This is a genomic window from Parabacteroides sp. CH2-D42-20 (assembly GCF_003670185.1).
Classification (GTDB): domain Bacteria; phylum Bacteroidota; class Bacteroidia; order Bacteroidales; family Tannerellaceae; genus Parabacteroides; species Parabacteroides distasonis.
Genome location: NZ_RAYG01000029.1, coordinates 75,536 through 89,894 on the forward strand (window position 1 = coordinate 75,536; position 14,359 = coordinate 89,894).

Below are 14,359 nucleotides of genomic sequence, written 5' to 3' on the forward strand. Positions count from 1 at the left end.
TTTTATTACATTTTTAATACGATACGCTCACCCAGCTCTTTGCAGAGCACGTTCTTGATCTCGTTGAGGTGGGCGTTCTGTTTCATTAAATCAAAGATCAGCTCCATGTCTCCCTTGTTTTGAGCCTCTTTGATTTTCGCTTGGATATCCTTTATCTTATGGAGGATATAGGCATCTTTCATAGAATAGATTTCCCGGGGTACCAAGTAATCCAATTTATCTTCTTCTTGCTCCAGTTCCCTGAACTTCGTATGATATTTACTAAGCTGGTACTTATCGCTGATAAGGTTGGCGGCAAGCCGGCTGATGTTCGGGTCCGGATGGGCAAGGAAATAACGACTGGCCATAAAGCCCTCGTTTTGACAACGTTCAGCAGCTTCGTCCAGCATTTGTTTGAAGGCTGGCGTATAAAACGTAAGGTCATCACGTTCCAGATCGAAACGGATATAATCGGCGACCCTCATGATGACATGCTCGTTGGTCTCCTCATCTACGTAGTCATAGAGGACACGTTCGCCATATCGTACGATATAGCGCAGAAGAGCCAACTCATAAGCCTCAAAAGGAGAACGTTTCGGTTGGACCTGTATGTTGGGAGCCGTCGGAACCTTGTAGGGAGGAGTAGGGGGCGGACCCGCTTCCTCTTCCGGAATATAGTCTTCGGGCGGTGGAGGCGGAATATTTTCCGGAGGAAGAGTATTCACCTCTTCCGGTGTATACGGTTGGTAGCCGGGGAAATCCGGATACTCCGGAATCGTATTGACGGGAGATTGAACGGGCGGTGTATTCCTTACGGATTTAGCCGCTTGGTTCTCTTCCTTGTTGAGACGGATCTTATTGACCTCGTTGAGTAAGACTTGCTCGTCTATCTCCATGGTCGTACTACATTCCCGGATATACACGGAGCGAGCGATATTATCAGGTATGATCGCTACCGTACGGATAATATCCGAGATCAGGGCGGAACGTTTGATCGGATCACCCCCCGCTTCCGCCAATAACAACTTCGTCTTGAAACGGATGAAATCCGTCTCGTTCTGGCTGATAAACTCTGCGAACTCGCTTGCGCTATGGCTGCGGGCAAACGAGTCCGGATCTTCTCCCGCTGGAAGAAGCACGACCTTGACGTTCATCCCTTCTTCCAATAACATATCGATACCCCGGAGAGCCGCTTTGATTCCGGCGTCGTCTCCATCGTATAATACCGTGATATTATTCGTGAAACGATGTATGAGCCGGATTTGCCCTTGCGTGAGCGCCGTACCCGAGGAGGCAACCACGTTCTCTACGCCCACTTGGTGCATACCGATCACGTCCATATATCCTTCCACCAAGAAACAGCGATCCTGTTTCATGATTGCTTGCTTGGCGAAATAGATGCCGTAAAGCTCGTTACTCTTATGATAAATCTCGCTTTCGGGAGAGTTTACGTACTTCGCGGTCTTCTCGTCCTTTTTCAATACACGTCCGCCGAATGCCACGACCTTTCCGCTTAGCGTATGGACGGGAAAGATGACACGTCCTCGAAAACGATCGTTCACGTTTCCATTATCATAAGCGATAACTAAACCGGTTTTCTCGAGGAATTCCTTTTTATAACCTGCTTTTATAGCGGTTTTGTATAAAGCATCCCGCTGGTCCAAGCTATACCCGAGCTGGAATTTACGGATGATATCTTCCCGCAATCCTCGCTCGGCAAAGTAACGCATACCTACGCTTTTCCCTTCAACATGCTCATGTAATAAAGTAGAAAAGTATTGTCCCGCCCAACTATTGACGATAAGCATACTTTCCCGGTCGCTACGGATTTGTTTCTCTTTCTCGGTAAGTTCCCGTTCCTGTATCTCTATATTGTATTTTTTCGCCAGAAAGCGTAAAGCGTCGAAATAGCTGAGTTGCTCATGCTTCATGATGAAGTGAACGGCGGTTCCACCTTCTCCGCAAGCGAAACACTTACAGATATTCTTTGAGGGGGATACGTAAAAAGACGGTGATTTGTCCGAATGAAATGGGCATAATCCTACATAGTTGATCCCTCGTTTCCGAAGAGTCACGAATTCAGAGACAACATCCACGATGTTCGCCGCATCCAATATCCGGTCTATGGTAGGTTGATCGATCATTTTAAATTACTCCTTTTTTAGCGAACACAAATGTAGTGAAAAATAACCAAACACAAACAAGGCTTGATGTTTGCTTGTGTTTGGTTATTTTTTGCTATATTTGCGGCGTGAAACGAATGCTATTCGCCAAGTAGCCTATTTGCCAAAATAGCTCAAAGGCTATAAAAATGCCTTCTCGGTATTAAATATAGGGTCTTTTGAGCGTAAAACAAGTTGGCTTCGATGGCAACAAAAGGTCTTGAAAAGAGAGTATACGCTTTCTAACTTACAAGAGTCTATTGTATAACTGATTGGATATTAAGAAAATACACATCCTTTCAGGACTAGAAGAATTATCCCTTATCCAATGGAATATCCTTTAACAGACGATTGGTTCGTATTGCGAGACTTGACCCGTCCCAATGCTAAACGCCCGGCCTATAGGTTGCTAGAGGAAAAGGGTATTGAGATTTTCACTCCTATGCGTTGGCGGTTGGTCGAGAGGAAGGGTAAGCGGATTCGTGAGGAGGTTCCTCTTCTGCACGATTTACTTTTTGCCCATACTACCCGTACCTGTATGGATCCAATCGTAGAAGAGATCAGTACCCTCCAATATCGTTATTTGCGTGGTGGCTACCGTAAGCCGATGACGGTAGGCCATGCGGAGATGAACCGTTTTATCTGTGCTGTCCATTCCGATGATTCCCCACGTTATTTCTTGGTGGAAGAATTAACTCCTGCGATGTACGGTCGCATGATCCGCATCGAGGGTGGTCCACTGGATGGCTACGAGGGTCGTTTACTCTCTATACGAGGGGCCCGTGTGAAACGTTTGATCGTAGAGATACCAGGTCTGTTGGTTGCTGCTGTAGAGGTCGATCCTAAATATATTCGGTTACTATAACATATATCTACCTATCTGTCTCTTGAGGATATATACTACATGTGCATCCGGATATATACTGTATATTCCCTTGAATATATACTGCGTGACCGAAGTCAGTGCTAACGCTTTTTATGTGGTTCGTTTTGATGGCTATCCAAGCAGTATGAAGGCTGTGTGCAAATCAAGAAAGTTGTACGCTTGAGAATTTGAAGAGTGTTACAGTTGCTCTAAATTTGAAGGATACCAATTCTCAATAAGATATATGCATTCAATATCCGAGAATAATAAGCGGATAGCGAAGAACACGCTGTTCCTCTATGTACGTATGCTCTTGATCATGGGGGTGACGCTATACACCAGCCGAGTTGTATTACAGATGCTGGGGGTAGAGGACTACGGGATTTATAACGTGGTGGGAGGAATAGTTGTACTCTTTACGTTTGTCAATAACGCCATGGTCACCTCCACGCAACGGTTCTTGAATTATGAGTTGGGACGTGGGGATTTGGTGACAACCCAACACGTGTTCTCTGCCAGTGTCACGATCCATCTAGGAATAGCGTTGCTGACGTTCGTACTTGCGGAGACTGCTGGGTTGTGGTTTTTGGAACGCTACATCCAATATCCTGCGGATAGGGGATGGGCGGTGACACTTACATATCAATTTACGATATTGGGCACTTGTGTTAATATCATGCGTGCTCCTTATAACGCAGCCATTATCGCACATGAGCGGATGTCATTCTATGCTTATATCAGTGTGATTGAGGCCGTGTTTCGTTTGTTGATTGTGTATTTGTTGACTTGGACCGCATGGGATCGTTTGATCTTTTATGGGTTCTTGATGTTTGTCGTACTGGCTTTGGTGTTGGCTTGTTATTATTTGTATTGCAGGCGATCGTTTGCAGTATGTCATTATCATTTCTTTTGGGATAAAGGGTTGTTCTGCGAGTTGCTAGGTTTCTCTGGCTGGAGTCTGTTTGGAGGAATAGCCAATATGGGAGCCTCGCAAGGATTGAACATCTTGTTGAATCTTTTTTTCGGCGTGACGGTGAACGCTGCTATGGGTATCGCCAATCAGGTACAAACGGCGGTCTATAGTTTTGTGAGTAATTTCCAGACAGCATTCAATCCTCAGATCGTGAAATCCTATGTGTCAGGCGATCGTTGTTATTTCATCGACTTGATCATGCGTACCTCGAAATACTCTTATTTCCTGTTGTTCGCTATCTCTTTGCCTCTGTATATCTGTTGTGAGGAAGTGTTGTCGCTGTGGTTGGGGGAGGTACCTGCGCATACGGTGTCGTTTTGTCGCTTGATGATATTGCTCTCTTTGCTGGACGCTTTGCAAGGTCCACTTTGGGTATCGGTACAGGCCACGGGAAAGATCCGTGATTATCAGATACTGATGAGTGTGATGATCCTGGCCAACCTGCCAGTCAGTTATTTGTTTTTGAGGATAGGGTATGTACCAGAGGTGGTACTGGAGATTCGTTGTATTTTGAGTATTTTGATACTTTGGGTGCGCTTGTGGTATTTGAAGCGGCTTTATGCTTTTTCTATTAAAAGATATTTGCGAGAGGTGTTAGGGAGAGTGATCGTGGTGACTGCGTTTGTCTTCCCTATTGTTTATTTACCATTGGAAATGATTGGTGATGAAGAGAAAATTATTTTTTTAGGAATACTCTCGTTGGTATTGAATTTTTTAGTTATGTATTGTTTCGGTTTAGATAGAAGAGAACGGGAAATTTTGATTGTTCAACTTAGGAAAATTTGTGGGATATATAAGTGATAGAGGAAAAATTGTAGTCGTTATGAAAAATGTTTATCTGTAATAGATATTGAAATGATTGATTATAAATGGCTTAAATATAAAATAATGGATTTTCAGGAAAAGATAGAAGAATTAAGGAAGATAATAAAAGATAATATAGAACCTTTAATAACATCAGATTATGTACATTTAGATAATCCTTATCATGGTAATATAGGAGATATATTGATATGGGAAGGTGAAAGGCAGTTTTTATCTTCTATAAAATATAAGTGTTTGCAGTCTTCGTCAAATTCATGGTGTGAAAATTACCTCCACCCCGAAACCGTTATACTGTTTAATGGTGGAGGTAATTTTGGTGATTTGTATAGGGAGTGTCAAGATTTCCGTTTGAGAGTAATAGAACAGTTCCCAAATAATCGGATCATAATGTTTCCTCAGTCTATTTGGTATGAGGATGAATCTTTAATAGCGAAAGATGCGGCAGTCATGGCTCGTCATAATGATTTGACATTGTGTGCGCGTGATAAATGGAGTTATAACTTTTTGAAAGAGCATTTTGGAAAGAATAAGATTTTGTTAGTTCCAGATATGGCTTTTTATATATCTGATGAATATTTGAATAAATACAGAGAATGTGTTTTTTGGGGGCAAAAACTTTATCTGAGGCGTATTGATAAGGAAATGGATTTTTCTACCATATTGGATGATTTGAGAGGTTTTGATATACGTGACTGGCCCTCATTAGAAAGAAGACCAATTTGCTTATTGATTTTGAGGATAATGAAAAGAGCTGCTTATTACTTGCAAAAAATAACTTGTTTAACTGTTTTGCAAAGATTTGTTAACCATCTGGCTGATGAATATGCTATCCGTATTGTTCGTCCTTATCTTCTAAAGAGAGGTTGTGATTTTATTTCCCCTTACTCGGAAGTAATAACGACTCGTTTGCATGGGTTAATTTTATCTATTTTATTTCATAAGCCAGTTTATTATATAAATAATACGACAGGCAAATTATCAGCTTATGTGGATACATGGCATTTGCAGGATATTTTAGAAGTATCTCCTTATGTGGATAAAATATTAGAAAAGCATGTTGATTAGTGTAGTATTGCCGGCTTATAATGTTCAAGATACGATAGGGGAATCTATCGATAGTATTTTAAGCCAAACATTTACGGACTTTGAGTTGATCATTATCAATGACGGATCGCAGGATAATACAGAAGAGGTGATTCATGCTTATTCGGATAAGAGAATTCGTTATTATCGGAATGAAAAAAATGAGGGTTTGATCTATACATTGAATAGAGGATTGGACTTGGCTCAAGGGAAATATATAGCACGGATGGATGCTGATGATGTTTCTCTTCCAACACGTTTTGAAAAGCAAGTCAAGGTGATGGAGGAAAGTCCAAATATCGTAGTTTGTGGAACGCAAATCATTCTTTTTGGAGTAGATACGGCTAAGAGATTCACTCTGTTTTTGCCAGAAGAATCGGAAGATCTGAAAAATCTATTGTTTATTCAGACTTGTTTTGCTCATCCAACGGTAATGGTTCGTCGGCAAGTGCTCATTGATAACGAGGTGAGGTATGATGCTGATTATCCTCATGCGGAGGATTATAAGATGTGGATTGATTTATCTTTGTTGGGTGAGTTTTATAATATACAGGAACCGTTGTTGAGATATAGATTGTCGGATGGGCAAGTAAGTCATAAATTTAGTGATGTCCAGAAACGGACTGCATCTGCTTGTCGTAGGTTTTTAATTTCTGCACGGTTTAAGGATGAAAAGTTGGATCGTCAAATCGAAAATAGTATAGATATAAGTACAATTTGTTATATAAAAAAGAAAGAGTACCCACGAGAATTATTGGAAGTACTTTATTCCTCTTTAAGAAAGTATAACTTTAAATGTTTGTGTTATTTGTTTGTTAGTGGTGATATTTTTCGATTTGAAATTGTTGTTGCATTGGCTTTATTAAAGAGATTTATTATAAAGAAAGATAGACTATTATGAATGTGTCTAATAGAGGGTATCTATATTTTGTTCGTTTGTCAGGAAAAATAATTCTGCTATTTTGTGTGTTTTCTTATGTATATCAAATACATTATAAGATCTTTCCTGTGACCTTTTCTGTTATATTAGGACTTTTTGGTATTTTATATAATTTCTTTATAAATAGAGGTCTTTTTAAAATCAAATGGTGTAATTTTCATGTTTTTTGTGGGTTTTATTTGGTTATTATATCTTTGATTATTTCTGCTGTTGTAAATGGTACTAATGATTATACTTTTTTGCAATTTGGAATTGTGAATCTTTTAAATGTGTATTCATTTTATACGATATCGATTCTTTTTAAAATTCTATATAAAGATATAAGTTTTGAATTGATTGTGAAATATTATATTGCTTCAGCGTTGCTTCAATTGATTATTTCATTAGTTATGTTTTTAGATGTGGATAAAATGGTGTGTTTTACTGATTTATTGAAGTATACGTCTTTGGCTGAAACTAAATTGATTGAAGAGATGGGAGCTAGATTGATAGGGTTTGGTACTCAATTTTTTCAATCAGGTATAATACATGGAATGATTTTGTTGTTGTTAGTATTTTATGCTGATAAAAAAAAGTGTATGTTATATGAAAAAGTATTCTTGTGCTTTGTTTTTTGTTTGATATCTATTGTTGGTATGATGATGGCAAGAACAACTTTAGTGGGTGTTTTAATGGCGATTGCTTTTGTTATATTTAAATCTAATATGTGGAAATTAAAAATCAAAATTAGTTCGATTAAATTGGTTTTGAGTATGTTTGTTGTGTTGTGTGCTTTTTCTTTATTCGTGATGAATTTTTCTTATGAGGTGAAGACTAGTTTGTTGGTAGCCTATGATTTTGGATTTGAATTGATTAATTCATATACTCAGACAGGGCAATTGGAAACGGCTTCGACAAATGCAATGTTTAGAATGTATATATTTCCTTCTTTGTTTAAGACATGGGTGATAGGAGACGGGCTATGGATGGATTCTTTTGGCAGGTTTTATATGCATACAGATATTGGATTTATACGTATGATATTCTATTTTGGAATTGTTGGATTGATTAGTTTTATTGTGTTTCAATCTGTATCTATATTTGCAGTTTATAGAAATAATAAATATCTTGGAAAAATTCCTTTTATTTTAATATTTGTTTATTTTTTTGTTTTGAATTTGAAAGGGTTTACTGATTTGTTTTATCTAATTATTCCGTTTTGTTACTGCTCTAGTTTTACTTTAAAACATAGGTATTAATTCTTTATGTGTAATATTTTGATTGTAACCCATGCTTTTCTTCCAGATTTAGATGGAGGAATCATTGTTGCTTATGATTATGCAAATCTTTTGGTAGACTTGGGTCATAAAGTGACTGTATTATCGAAGGAATATAAGAATCCAATCCAAAGTACTAAATTTACATATATTCAAATACCCAATAAATATGGTGAGTATTTTTGGATGTATAATTATGGTACGTTCTTGAAAAATATGGATTTGGATGGTTTTGATCTTATCTTGTTGAATCAGTGTCCTTCGGCTGCTATAGCAGGAAAATATTTCTCAAAAGAACAATTGAGTAGAACTGTACCTATCATACAAGGTGTGGAGGTTGAATGGGTTTATAGAAATGTAGACCTGAAGAGTAATCTTTTCTATAACGTGTTTTTGAGGATGAAACATTATCATAGGAAGTGTTTGATGAGTTGTAGAAAGATTGTCTCGGTCAGTGATTTTCATAGACAAAAAGTAATCTCTGCCGGAGATTTTCAATCCATATCAAATAAATTTCAGGTAATCTATACAGGAATAGATAAAGAACTATTTAGGGAAATTCCTTCCGATTTTAGGAAGCAAATAGACGCTTTTGATAAAGATATATTGCTTACGGTTAGTAGGATAGAAAAGATGAAAGGTCTTGCGGAGATGTTATCTGTTTATAAGCGTTTGATAGAAAAAAATGACCGATATATATGGGTAATTATTGGTGATGGCCCTTATTTGCAATCGTTGAAGGAAGAGGTTAAAAGAGAAGGGTTAGCTACATCTGTTATTTTTTTAGGAAGAAGGAATAGGGATGAGTTGAGTTATTATTATTCTGCGGCTGATTGTTTTTGGTTACTGTCTAATTATGATGAATGTCTTCCTTTGGTTTATTTAGAGGCTCAAGCTTGTGGTATTCCTGCGATCGGGCGTAAGAAAGGGGGGACGCAAGAAACGATCCGGAATCGTAGAACTGGTTTTCTTGTTAAGTCTGATGAGGAGTGCCTTGAGATTCTTTTAAATAGAGAATATAGGTATATTGAGAAAGATGCGCTTCGTGATTTTTCTGCTTCTTTTGATAAAATACAAGCGACTCAAAGTTTAATATCTTAAAGATTCATATTCTATACATCATGAGAAATATAGCTGTGGTTTTGGCCGGTGGTTTCGGTCAACGTTTAGGAGATGCGACACCTAAACAGTTCTTGAAGTTAGCGGGGAAAAAAGTGATTGAACATACGATAGATGTTTTCCAAAATCATCCGTTAATAGATGAGATCGTTGTGGTTTCTAATCCTAATTATGTGCAGGAGGTAGAGAATATCTTGGTGAAGAATGAATATTCCAAGATGAAGAAAATCCTCAAGGGAGGAAAGGAACGTTACCATTCAAGTTTAGCGGCGATTAATGCTTATGAGGAAGAGGTGAATATGATTTTCCACGATGCGGTTCGCCCATTGGTCAATGATCGTATTATATCTGATTGTATCAATGCCTTGAAAACGTATAATGCGGTGGATGTCGCAATCAAGACGACTGATACGATCATTCAAGTTGATGCGGCGGACCATATTACCGGAATACCTGCTAGGGAGTATTTGCGTAACGGACAGACTCCGCAAGCTTTTAAGCGTTCTACGATAAAACGAGCTTATGAATTGGCTTTAAAGGATGTTAGTTTTCAAACGACAGATGATTGTGGGGTTGTCTACAAGTATCTTCCGGAAGAATTCGTGTATGTAGTCAAGGGTGAACAGTTTAATATGAAATTGACTTACAAAGAAGATCTGTTTTTATTGGATAAATTGTTTCAGCTAAAATCAATCGCTCAACAGAATGAAACGGTAACTCCTAAGACTATAGCCGCTTTGCCTTCATCGGTTATCGTTGTTTTTGGCGGAAGCTATGGGATTGGGCTTGATATTATCCATATTTGTCGCCAGTACGGGGCGCATATCTATTCTTTCAGCCGTTCAGAGAATGGAGTGGATGTCTCCGATCCTGCTCTAGTGGCTGATGCTTTGAGAACTGTCATGGATAAGGAAGGACGTATAGATGCGGTTGTCAATACGGCTGGAGTCTTGAATCGGGAGCCATTGGCTACAATGACATATGAGGAGATTTGTAAAAGTATTCATGTGAATTATCTTGGAGCTGTTATTGTAGCAAGGGAATCTTATCCGTATTTAAAAATGAGCAAAGGGGCGTTGCTGCTGTTTACTTCCAGTTCTTATACGAGGGGGCGTCAATTATATAGCTTGTATTCATCTTCTAAAGCCGCTATCGTGAATTTTGTACAAGCGTTGAGTGAAGAGTGGCTGGATAGTGGTATTCGTATCAATTGTATTAATCCGGAACGGACTAAGACCCCTATGCGGGAGAGAAATTTTGGCATAGAACCGGAGGATACCTTGTTGAAATCAAGTGTTGTTGCGTCTGTGTCGGTGAATACTATATTTTCTTCCCTGACCGGAGAAGTGGTGGATGTTAAAAAAAGACCGTAAAGATGAAATCTGATAGTGAATTGATGAATGAGTTAGCTCATAAAACGAATTATTTACATGAGATGACATCTTCGGAGTCTTCTGCCATGAAGCGAGCTTTGTTGGATATATACAGGGATGTAGCGAAATTATGTGAAAAAGAAGGCTTGACATTAATGCTCAGTGGTGGAAGTTGTTTGGGAGCAGTCCGACATAAAGGTTTTATACCTTGGGATGATGATTTAGACGTAATGATGAGACGTGATGATTATGAAAGATTGATTCGATTGTGTAAGGAGGGGAGGTTAGGTGATAAATATGAGTTTGACTATCCTAATAAGGATGCTGACGCGAAAACAGTATTCTTGAAGATATATAGAAAGAACTCCTTTAATATAGAACTTTTCAATGAAAACTCTCCCTTCCCTAAAGGTTTATATATTGATGTATTTGCTTTAGATTCAGTACCTCAGTCTAAGTTCATGCAAGCCATGAAAGGTTTTGTTGCCAATGTAATCCAGTTTATATCCATTATGGTTTTGTATGCGCAGTATCCTAGTAAGTCTTTGTCTGAATTTGTATCTCTAGATTCATCGTTAAAGAGAAGATATCAGATTAAGAAAATCATGGGATCTTTCTTCGGAATTATTCCACATGCAAAATGGGTTTATTGGTTTGATCGTTTTGTGGCTTCTTCAAAGAATGGTAACCCTCTAGGTATTCCTACTGGTAGAAAATATTATAATGGAGAAATATTTGATGCTTCTGTATATTTTCCTCCAAAAGAGGCTTTGTTTGAAGGAGAAATCGTTTATATACCTGCTGACTATGATCGGTATTTGACAAATCTTTATCATGATTATATGCAATTGCCTCCAGTAGAAAAAAGAGAGAGGCATTTTATTTTGAAGTTTCAATTGCCTAATGATTGAAGCATAGAAAATTTTTGTATTCTATTATTTAGAATGAAAAACAAGCTATTTAGCGTACTTATTTCTGTTTATAAGAACGATAACCCTGATGATTTTAGAACAGCTATCGAGAGTGTGACCATTAAGCAGACGGTACAACCGGATGAAGTGTTCGTCTATGTGGATGGACCTGTACCTAATGCTCTGGCGAGTACTATCAAACAACTTGAAATGGAGATTCCGGCTGTTTATGTACATTGGGAGGTTGAGAATAAAGGTCTCGGCAGGGCTTTGCAATATGGTATGGAACATGTGAAGCATGAGTTGGTCGCACGAATGGATGCAGATGATATATCTGTTCCGGACAGATTTGAATGTCAACTTTGTCAGTTTGAGAAAGATCTAGAGTTGAGTGTTGCAAGTGGGCACATTGTTGATTTTATTGGTACTCCTGAAAATGTTATCGGTAAACGTACAGTTCCCATAGGTAGTGAGACATGTATGCAATATATCAAGAAACGCGATGTAGTTAATCATCCTGCGGTGATGTTCCGAAAGTCGGAAGTGTTGCGAGCTGGTAACTATCAGGATTGGTATTTAAACGAAGATTCTTATTTGTGGTTGAGAATGTATCTAGTGGGATGCAAATTCAATAATTTAGATAGAGTACTTGTATATATGCGTTCGGGCGAAGGACAGTATGCTAGACGTGGTGGTTGGAAATACTTCAGGAGTGAAGCTGGTTTACAGAAGTTGCGTTATAAACATAGAATCATCAGTTTTCCTCGATACTTATTTAATATGACAGTCCATTTCACAGTGAAAGTGTTGATGCCAAACAGTGTAAGAGGGTGGGTATTTCAGAAGTTGTTAAGAGAATAAAATTATATCTAACAAAAGGTTTAGGTACTATTTGTGTTATTTTATAGTGTTGTTGTATTTTATGAAGAAGATACCTTTTTCGCCTCCCGATATGTCAGAGGCAGAGATCAATGAAGTTGCAGAGGCTCTTCGTTCCGGTTGGATCACTACGGGGCCTAAGACAAAAGAATTTGAGAGATTAATTGCCTTGTGTTGTCAGACGGAGCAAGCTGTATGCTTGAATTCGGCTACGGCTTGTATGGAGTTGATATTGCGTGTTTTGGGCGTTGGACAAGGAGACGAGGTGATTACTCCCGCTTATACGTATACCGCTACCGCAAGTGTAACTTGTCATGTGGGGGCAAAGGTTGTCATGGTGGATACCGCTCCTGATTCGTTTGAGATGGATTATGATAAGTTGGCAGATGCGATCACGGAGAGGACAAAGGTGGTTCTGCCTGTTGATCTTGCCGGTGTGGTTTGTGATTATGATAAGATATTCGCTGCCGTAGAGAGCAAGAAACATTTGTTTTCGCCAGCGAACGATATCCAGAAGGCATACGGTCGGGTTATCGTACTTGCGGATGCCGCTCATGCTTTTGGTGCCAAATGGCATGGAAAGATGTGTGGCGAGATCGCTGATTTTACTTCGTTTTCCTTCCATGCCGTGAAAAACCTTACGACCGCAGAGGGAGGTGCGTTGACTTGGAGAAATCATGATGGGGTTGACAACGAGTCTCTTTATAAACAGTTTCAATTGCTTTCCCTTCATGGGCAGAACAAGGATGCGTTTGCTAAAACGAGGTTGGGGGCATGGGAGTATGATATTGTGGCTCCGTATTATAAGTGTAATATGACGGATGTGATGGCGGGTATTGGCCTTGCGCAGTTGAAGCGTTATCCGGAAATGCTGTATCGTCGTCGTCAGATTATTGAGAGGTATAATGAAGGACTGAAGGGGTGTGATGTGCAGGTCTTGGATCATTTTGGTGATGACCATTCTTCGAGTGGGCATTTGTATCTTGTACGTTTGCTTGGTGAGGATGTGGAATATCGAAATGTTGTGATAGAACAAATGGCTGAACGTGGGATCGCTTGTAACGTACATTATAAGCCTTTACCTATAATGACGGCCTATAAAAATTTAGGCTTTGATATCGCAAATTATCCGAATGCTTATAACCAATACCATAATGAGATTACTTTACCTTTACACACCAGTCTTACGGATGAGGATGTGGAGTATGTGATTTCCAATTTTGTTGACATTATTTCCCAATAAAATAACCCAAACGATTTGAAACGTATATTTGATATTGTTGCGAGCGGGATAGGGCTTATCTTGCTTAGTCCTCTATTTATCATTTTGACAATTTGGATTAAGTGTGATTCTATCGGTCCAGTCTTTTATAAGCAAGTTCGTGTGGGGCGTAATAATATGGATTTTCAGCTATTTAAATTCCGTAGCATGCGTGTGGGTTCAGATAAGAAAGGACTTATTACTGTAGGTGGACATGATCCTCGGATTACTCGGTCCGGCTATTATATCCGTAAATACAAATTGGATGAATTTCCTCAATTGATTAATGTGTTTAAAGGGGATATGAGTTTGGTTGGTCCTCGTCCAGAAGTTCGTAAGTATGTTGATATGTATACGGAAGAACAAATGCATGTGTTGGATGTTAGGCCGGGCATTACTGATTTGGCTTCTATTCGGTATCGAAATGAGAATGAACTTCTTGAACGGGTTAATGATCCAGATAAGTATTATGTTGAAGTAATAATGCCAGATAAATTGCGTATTAATCTGGAATATGTTGCCAGACATTCCTTTACTTTCGATATAAGATTGATATTTCAAACATTTAGAGCTATTGTATCGGAATAGCCCAAAAGAGCTTTTATTCTATAGATTATTCGTGTAACTATATAAACAAGAATTGATATGAGGGATCCTTTTTCTCGACTATCTACCTGGTACTTTTCCAAGAAATCCTTACCCTATTGGGGTATTATCTTGCTGGATTGCTGCT

General features: G+C 38.8%; 12 protein-coding genes. 11 read left to right on the forward strand and 1 reads right to left on the reverse strand.

The window, feature by feature from the left end; genetic code table 11:
* Positions 1 to 5: 5 nt before the first annotated feature.
* Complete coding sequence (gene dnaG, locus D7V92_RS16885) at positions 6 to 2,123, reverse strand: DNA primase (RefSeq protein ID WP_121773350.1); 2,118 nt, start codon at positions 2,121 to 2,123, stop codon at positions 6 to 8.
* Positions 2,124 to 2,469: 346 nt separating this feature from the next.
* Between dnaG and D7V92_RS16890 the strand changes: the two genes are divergently transcribed.
* The 11 genes from D7V92_RS16890 to D7V92_RS16940 all read left to right on the forward strand — a co-directional run bounded on the left by D7V92_RS16890 (position 2,470) and on the right by D7V92_RS16940 (position 14,214).
* Entirely contained in the window at positions 2,470 to 3,006 is a 537-nt protein-coding gene (locus tag D7V92_RS16890; protein ID WP_036612860.1) for a UpxY family transcription antiterminator, read from the forward strand.
* A gap of 244 nt (positions 3,007 to 3,250) precedes the next feature.
* On the forward strand, positions 3,251 to 4,780 hold the full coding sequence (locus D7V92_RS16895) for a lipopolysaccharide biosynthesis protein (protein ID WP_011966612.1): 1,530 nt from the start codon (positions 3,251 to 3,253) through the stop codon (positions 4,778 to 4,780).
* 54 nt (positions 4,781 to 4,834) lie between these two features.
* On the forward strand, positions 4,835 to 5,869 hold the full coding sequence (locus D7V92_RS16900; RefSeq protein ID WP_051635777.1) for a polysaccharide pyruvyl transferase family protein: 1,035 nt from the start codon (positions 4,835 to 4,837) through the stop codon (positions 5,867 to 5,869).
* On the forward strand, positions 5,859 to 6,788 hold the full coding sequence (locus D7V92_RS16905) for a glycosyltransferase family 2 protein (RefSeq protein WP_011966610.1): 930 nt from the start codon (positions 5,859 to 5,861) through the stop codon (positions 6,786 to 6,788). The genes D7V92_RS16900 and D7V92_RS16905 overlap by 11 nt, the downstream gene beginning before the upstream one ends.
* Complete coding sequence (locus D7V92_RS16910) at positions 6,785 to 8,065, forward strand: hypothetical protein (protein ID WP_121773351.1); 1,281 nt, start codon at positions 6,785 to 6,787, stop codon at positions 8,063 to 8,065. The genes D7V92_RS16905 and D7V92_RS16910 overlap by 4 nt, the downstream gene beginning before the upstream one ends.
* Before the next feature lie 6 nt (positions 8,066 to 8,071).
* Positions 8,072 to 9,184, forward strand: a complete 1,113-nt coding sequence (locus D7V92_RS16915; protein WP_036618033.1) for a glycosyltransferase family 4 protein — start codon at positions 8,072 to 8,074, stop codon at positions 9,182 to 9,184.
* Positions 9,185 to 9,204: 20 nt separating this feature from the next.
* On the forward strand, positions 9,205 to 10,575 hold the full coding sequence (locus D7V92_RS16920) for a bifunctional cytidylyltransferase/SDR family oxidoreductase (protein WP_036618031.1): 1,371 nt from the start codon (positions 9,205 to 9,207) through the stop codon (positions 10,573 to 10,575).
* A 2-nt stretch (positions 10,576 to 10,577) separates the two neighbouring features.
* Positions 10,578 to 11,486: a phosphorylcholine transferase LicD gene (locus D7V92_RS16925; RefSeq protein ID WP_011966606.1), complete on the forward strand. Its 909-nt coding sequence runs from the start codon at positions 10,578 to 10,580 to the stop codon at positions 11,484 to 11,486.
* Positions 11,487 to 11,519: 33 nt separating this feature from the next.
* Positions 11,520 to 12,347: a glycosyltransferase gene (locus D7V92_RS16930; protein ID WP_011966605.1), complete on the forward strand. Its 828-nt coding sequence runs from the start codon at positions 11,520 to 11,522 to the stop codon at positions 12,345 to 12,347.
* A gap of 61 nt (positions 12,348 to 12,408) precedes the next feature.
* Positions 12,409 to 13,608: a DegT/DnrJ/EryC1/StrS aminotransferase family protein gene (locus tag D7V92_RS16935; protein ID WP_011966604.1), complete on the forward strand. Its 1,200-nt coding sequence runs from the start codon at positions 12,409 to 12,411 to the stop codon at positions 13,606 to 13,608.
* 15 nt (positions 13,609 to 13,623) lie between these two features.
* A complete protein-coding gene (locus D7V92_RS16940) occupies positions 13,624 to 14,214 on the forward strand; it encodes a sugar transferase (RefSeq protein WP_011966603.1) in 591 nt (196 codons plus the stop codon).
* Positions 14,215 to 14,359 lie beyond the last annotated feature (145 nt).

Coding starts and splice junctions, on each gene's coding strand:
- dnaG (WP_121773350.1), bottom strand. CDS start 2,123: ATGATCGATCAACCTACCATAGACCGGATATTGGATGCGGCGAACATC.
- D7V92_RS16890 (WP_036612860.1), top strand. CDS start 2,470: ATGGAATATCCTTTAACAGACGATTGGTTCGTATTGCGAGACTTGACC.
- D7V92_RS16895 (WP_011966612.1), top strand. CDS start 3,251: ATGCATTCAATATCCGAGAATAATAAGCGGATAGCGAAGAACACGCTG.
- D7V92_RS16900 (WP_051635777.1), top strand. CDS start 4,835: ATGATTGATTATAAATGGCTTAAATATAAAATAATGGATTTTCAGGAA.
- D7V92_RS16905 (WP_011966610.1), top strand. CDS start 5,859: ATGTTGATTAGTGTAGTATTGCCGGCTTATAATGTTCAAGATACGATA.
- D7V92_RS16910 (WP_121773351.1), top strand. CDS start 6,785: ATGAATGTGTCTAATAGAGGGTATCTATATTTTGTTCGTTTGTCAGGA.
- D7V92_RS16915 (WP_036618033.1), top strand. CDS start 8,072: ATGTGTAATATTTTGATTGTAACCCATGCTTTTCTTCCAGATTTAGAT.
- D7V92_RS16920 (WP_036618031.1), top strand. CDS start 9,205: ATGAGAAATATAGCTGTGGTTTTGGCCGGTGGTTTCGGTCAACGTTTA.
- D7V92_RS16925 (WP_011966606.1), top strand. CDS start 10,578: ATGAAATCTGATAGTGAATTGATGAATGAGTTAGCTCATAAAACGAAT.
- D7V92_RS16930 (WP_011966605.1), top strand. CDS start 11,520: ATGAAAAACAAGCTATTTAGCGTACTTATTTCTGTTTATAAGAACGAT.
- D7V92_RS16935 (WP_011966604.1), top strand. CDS start 12,409: ATGAAGAAGATACCTTTTTCGCCTCCCGATATGTCAGAGGCAGAGATC.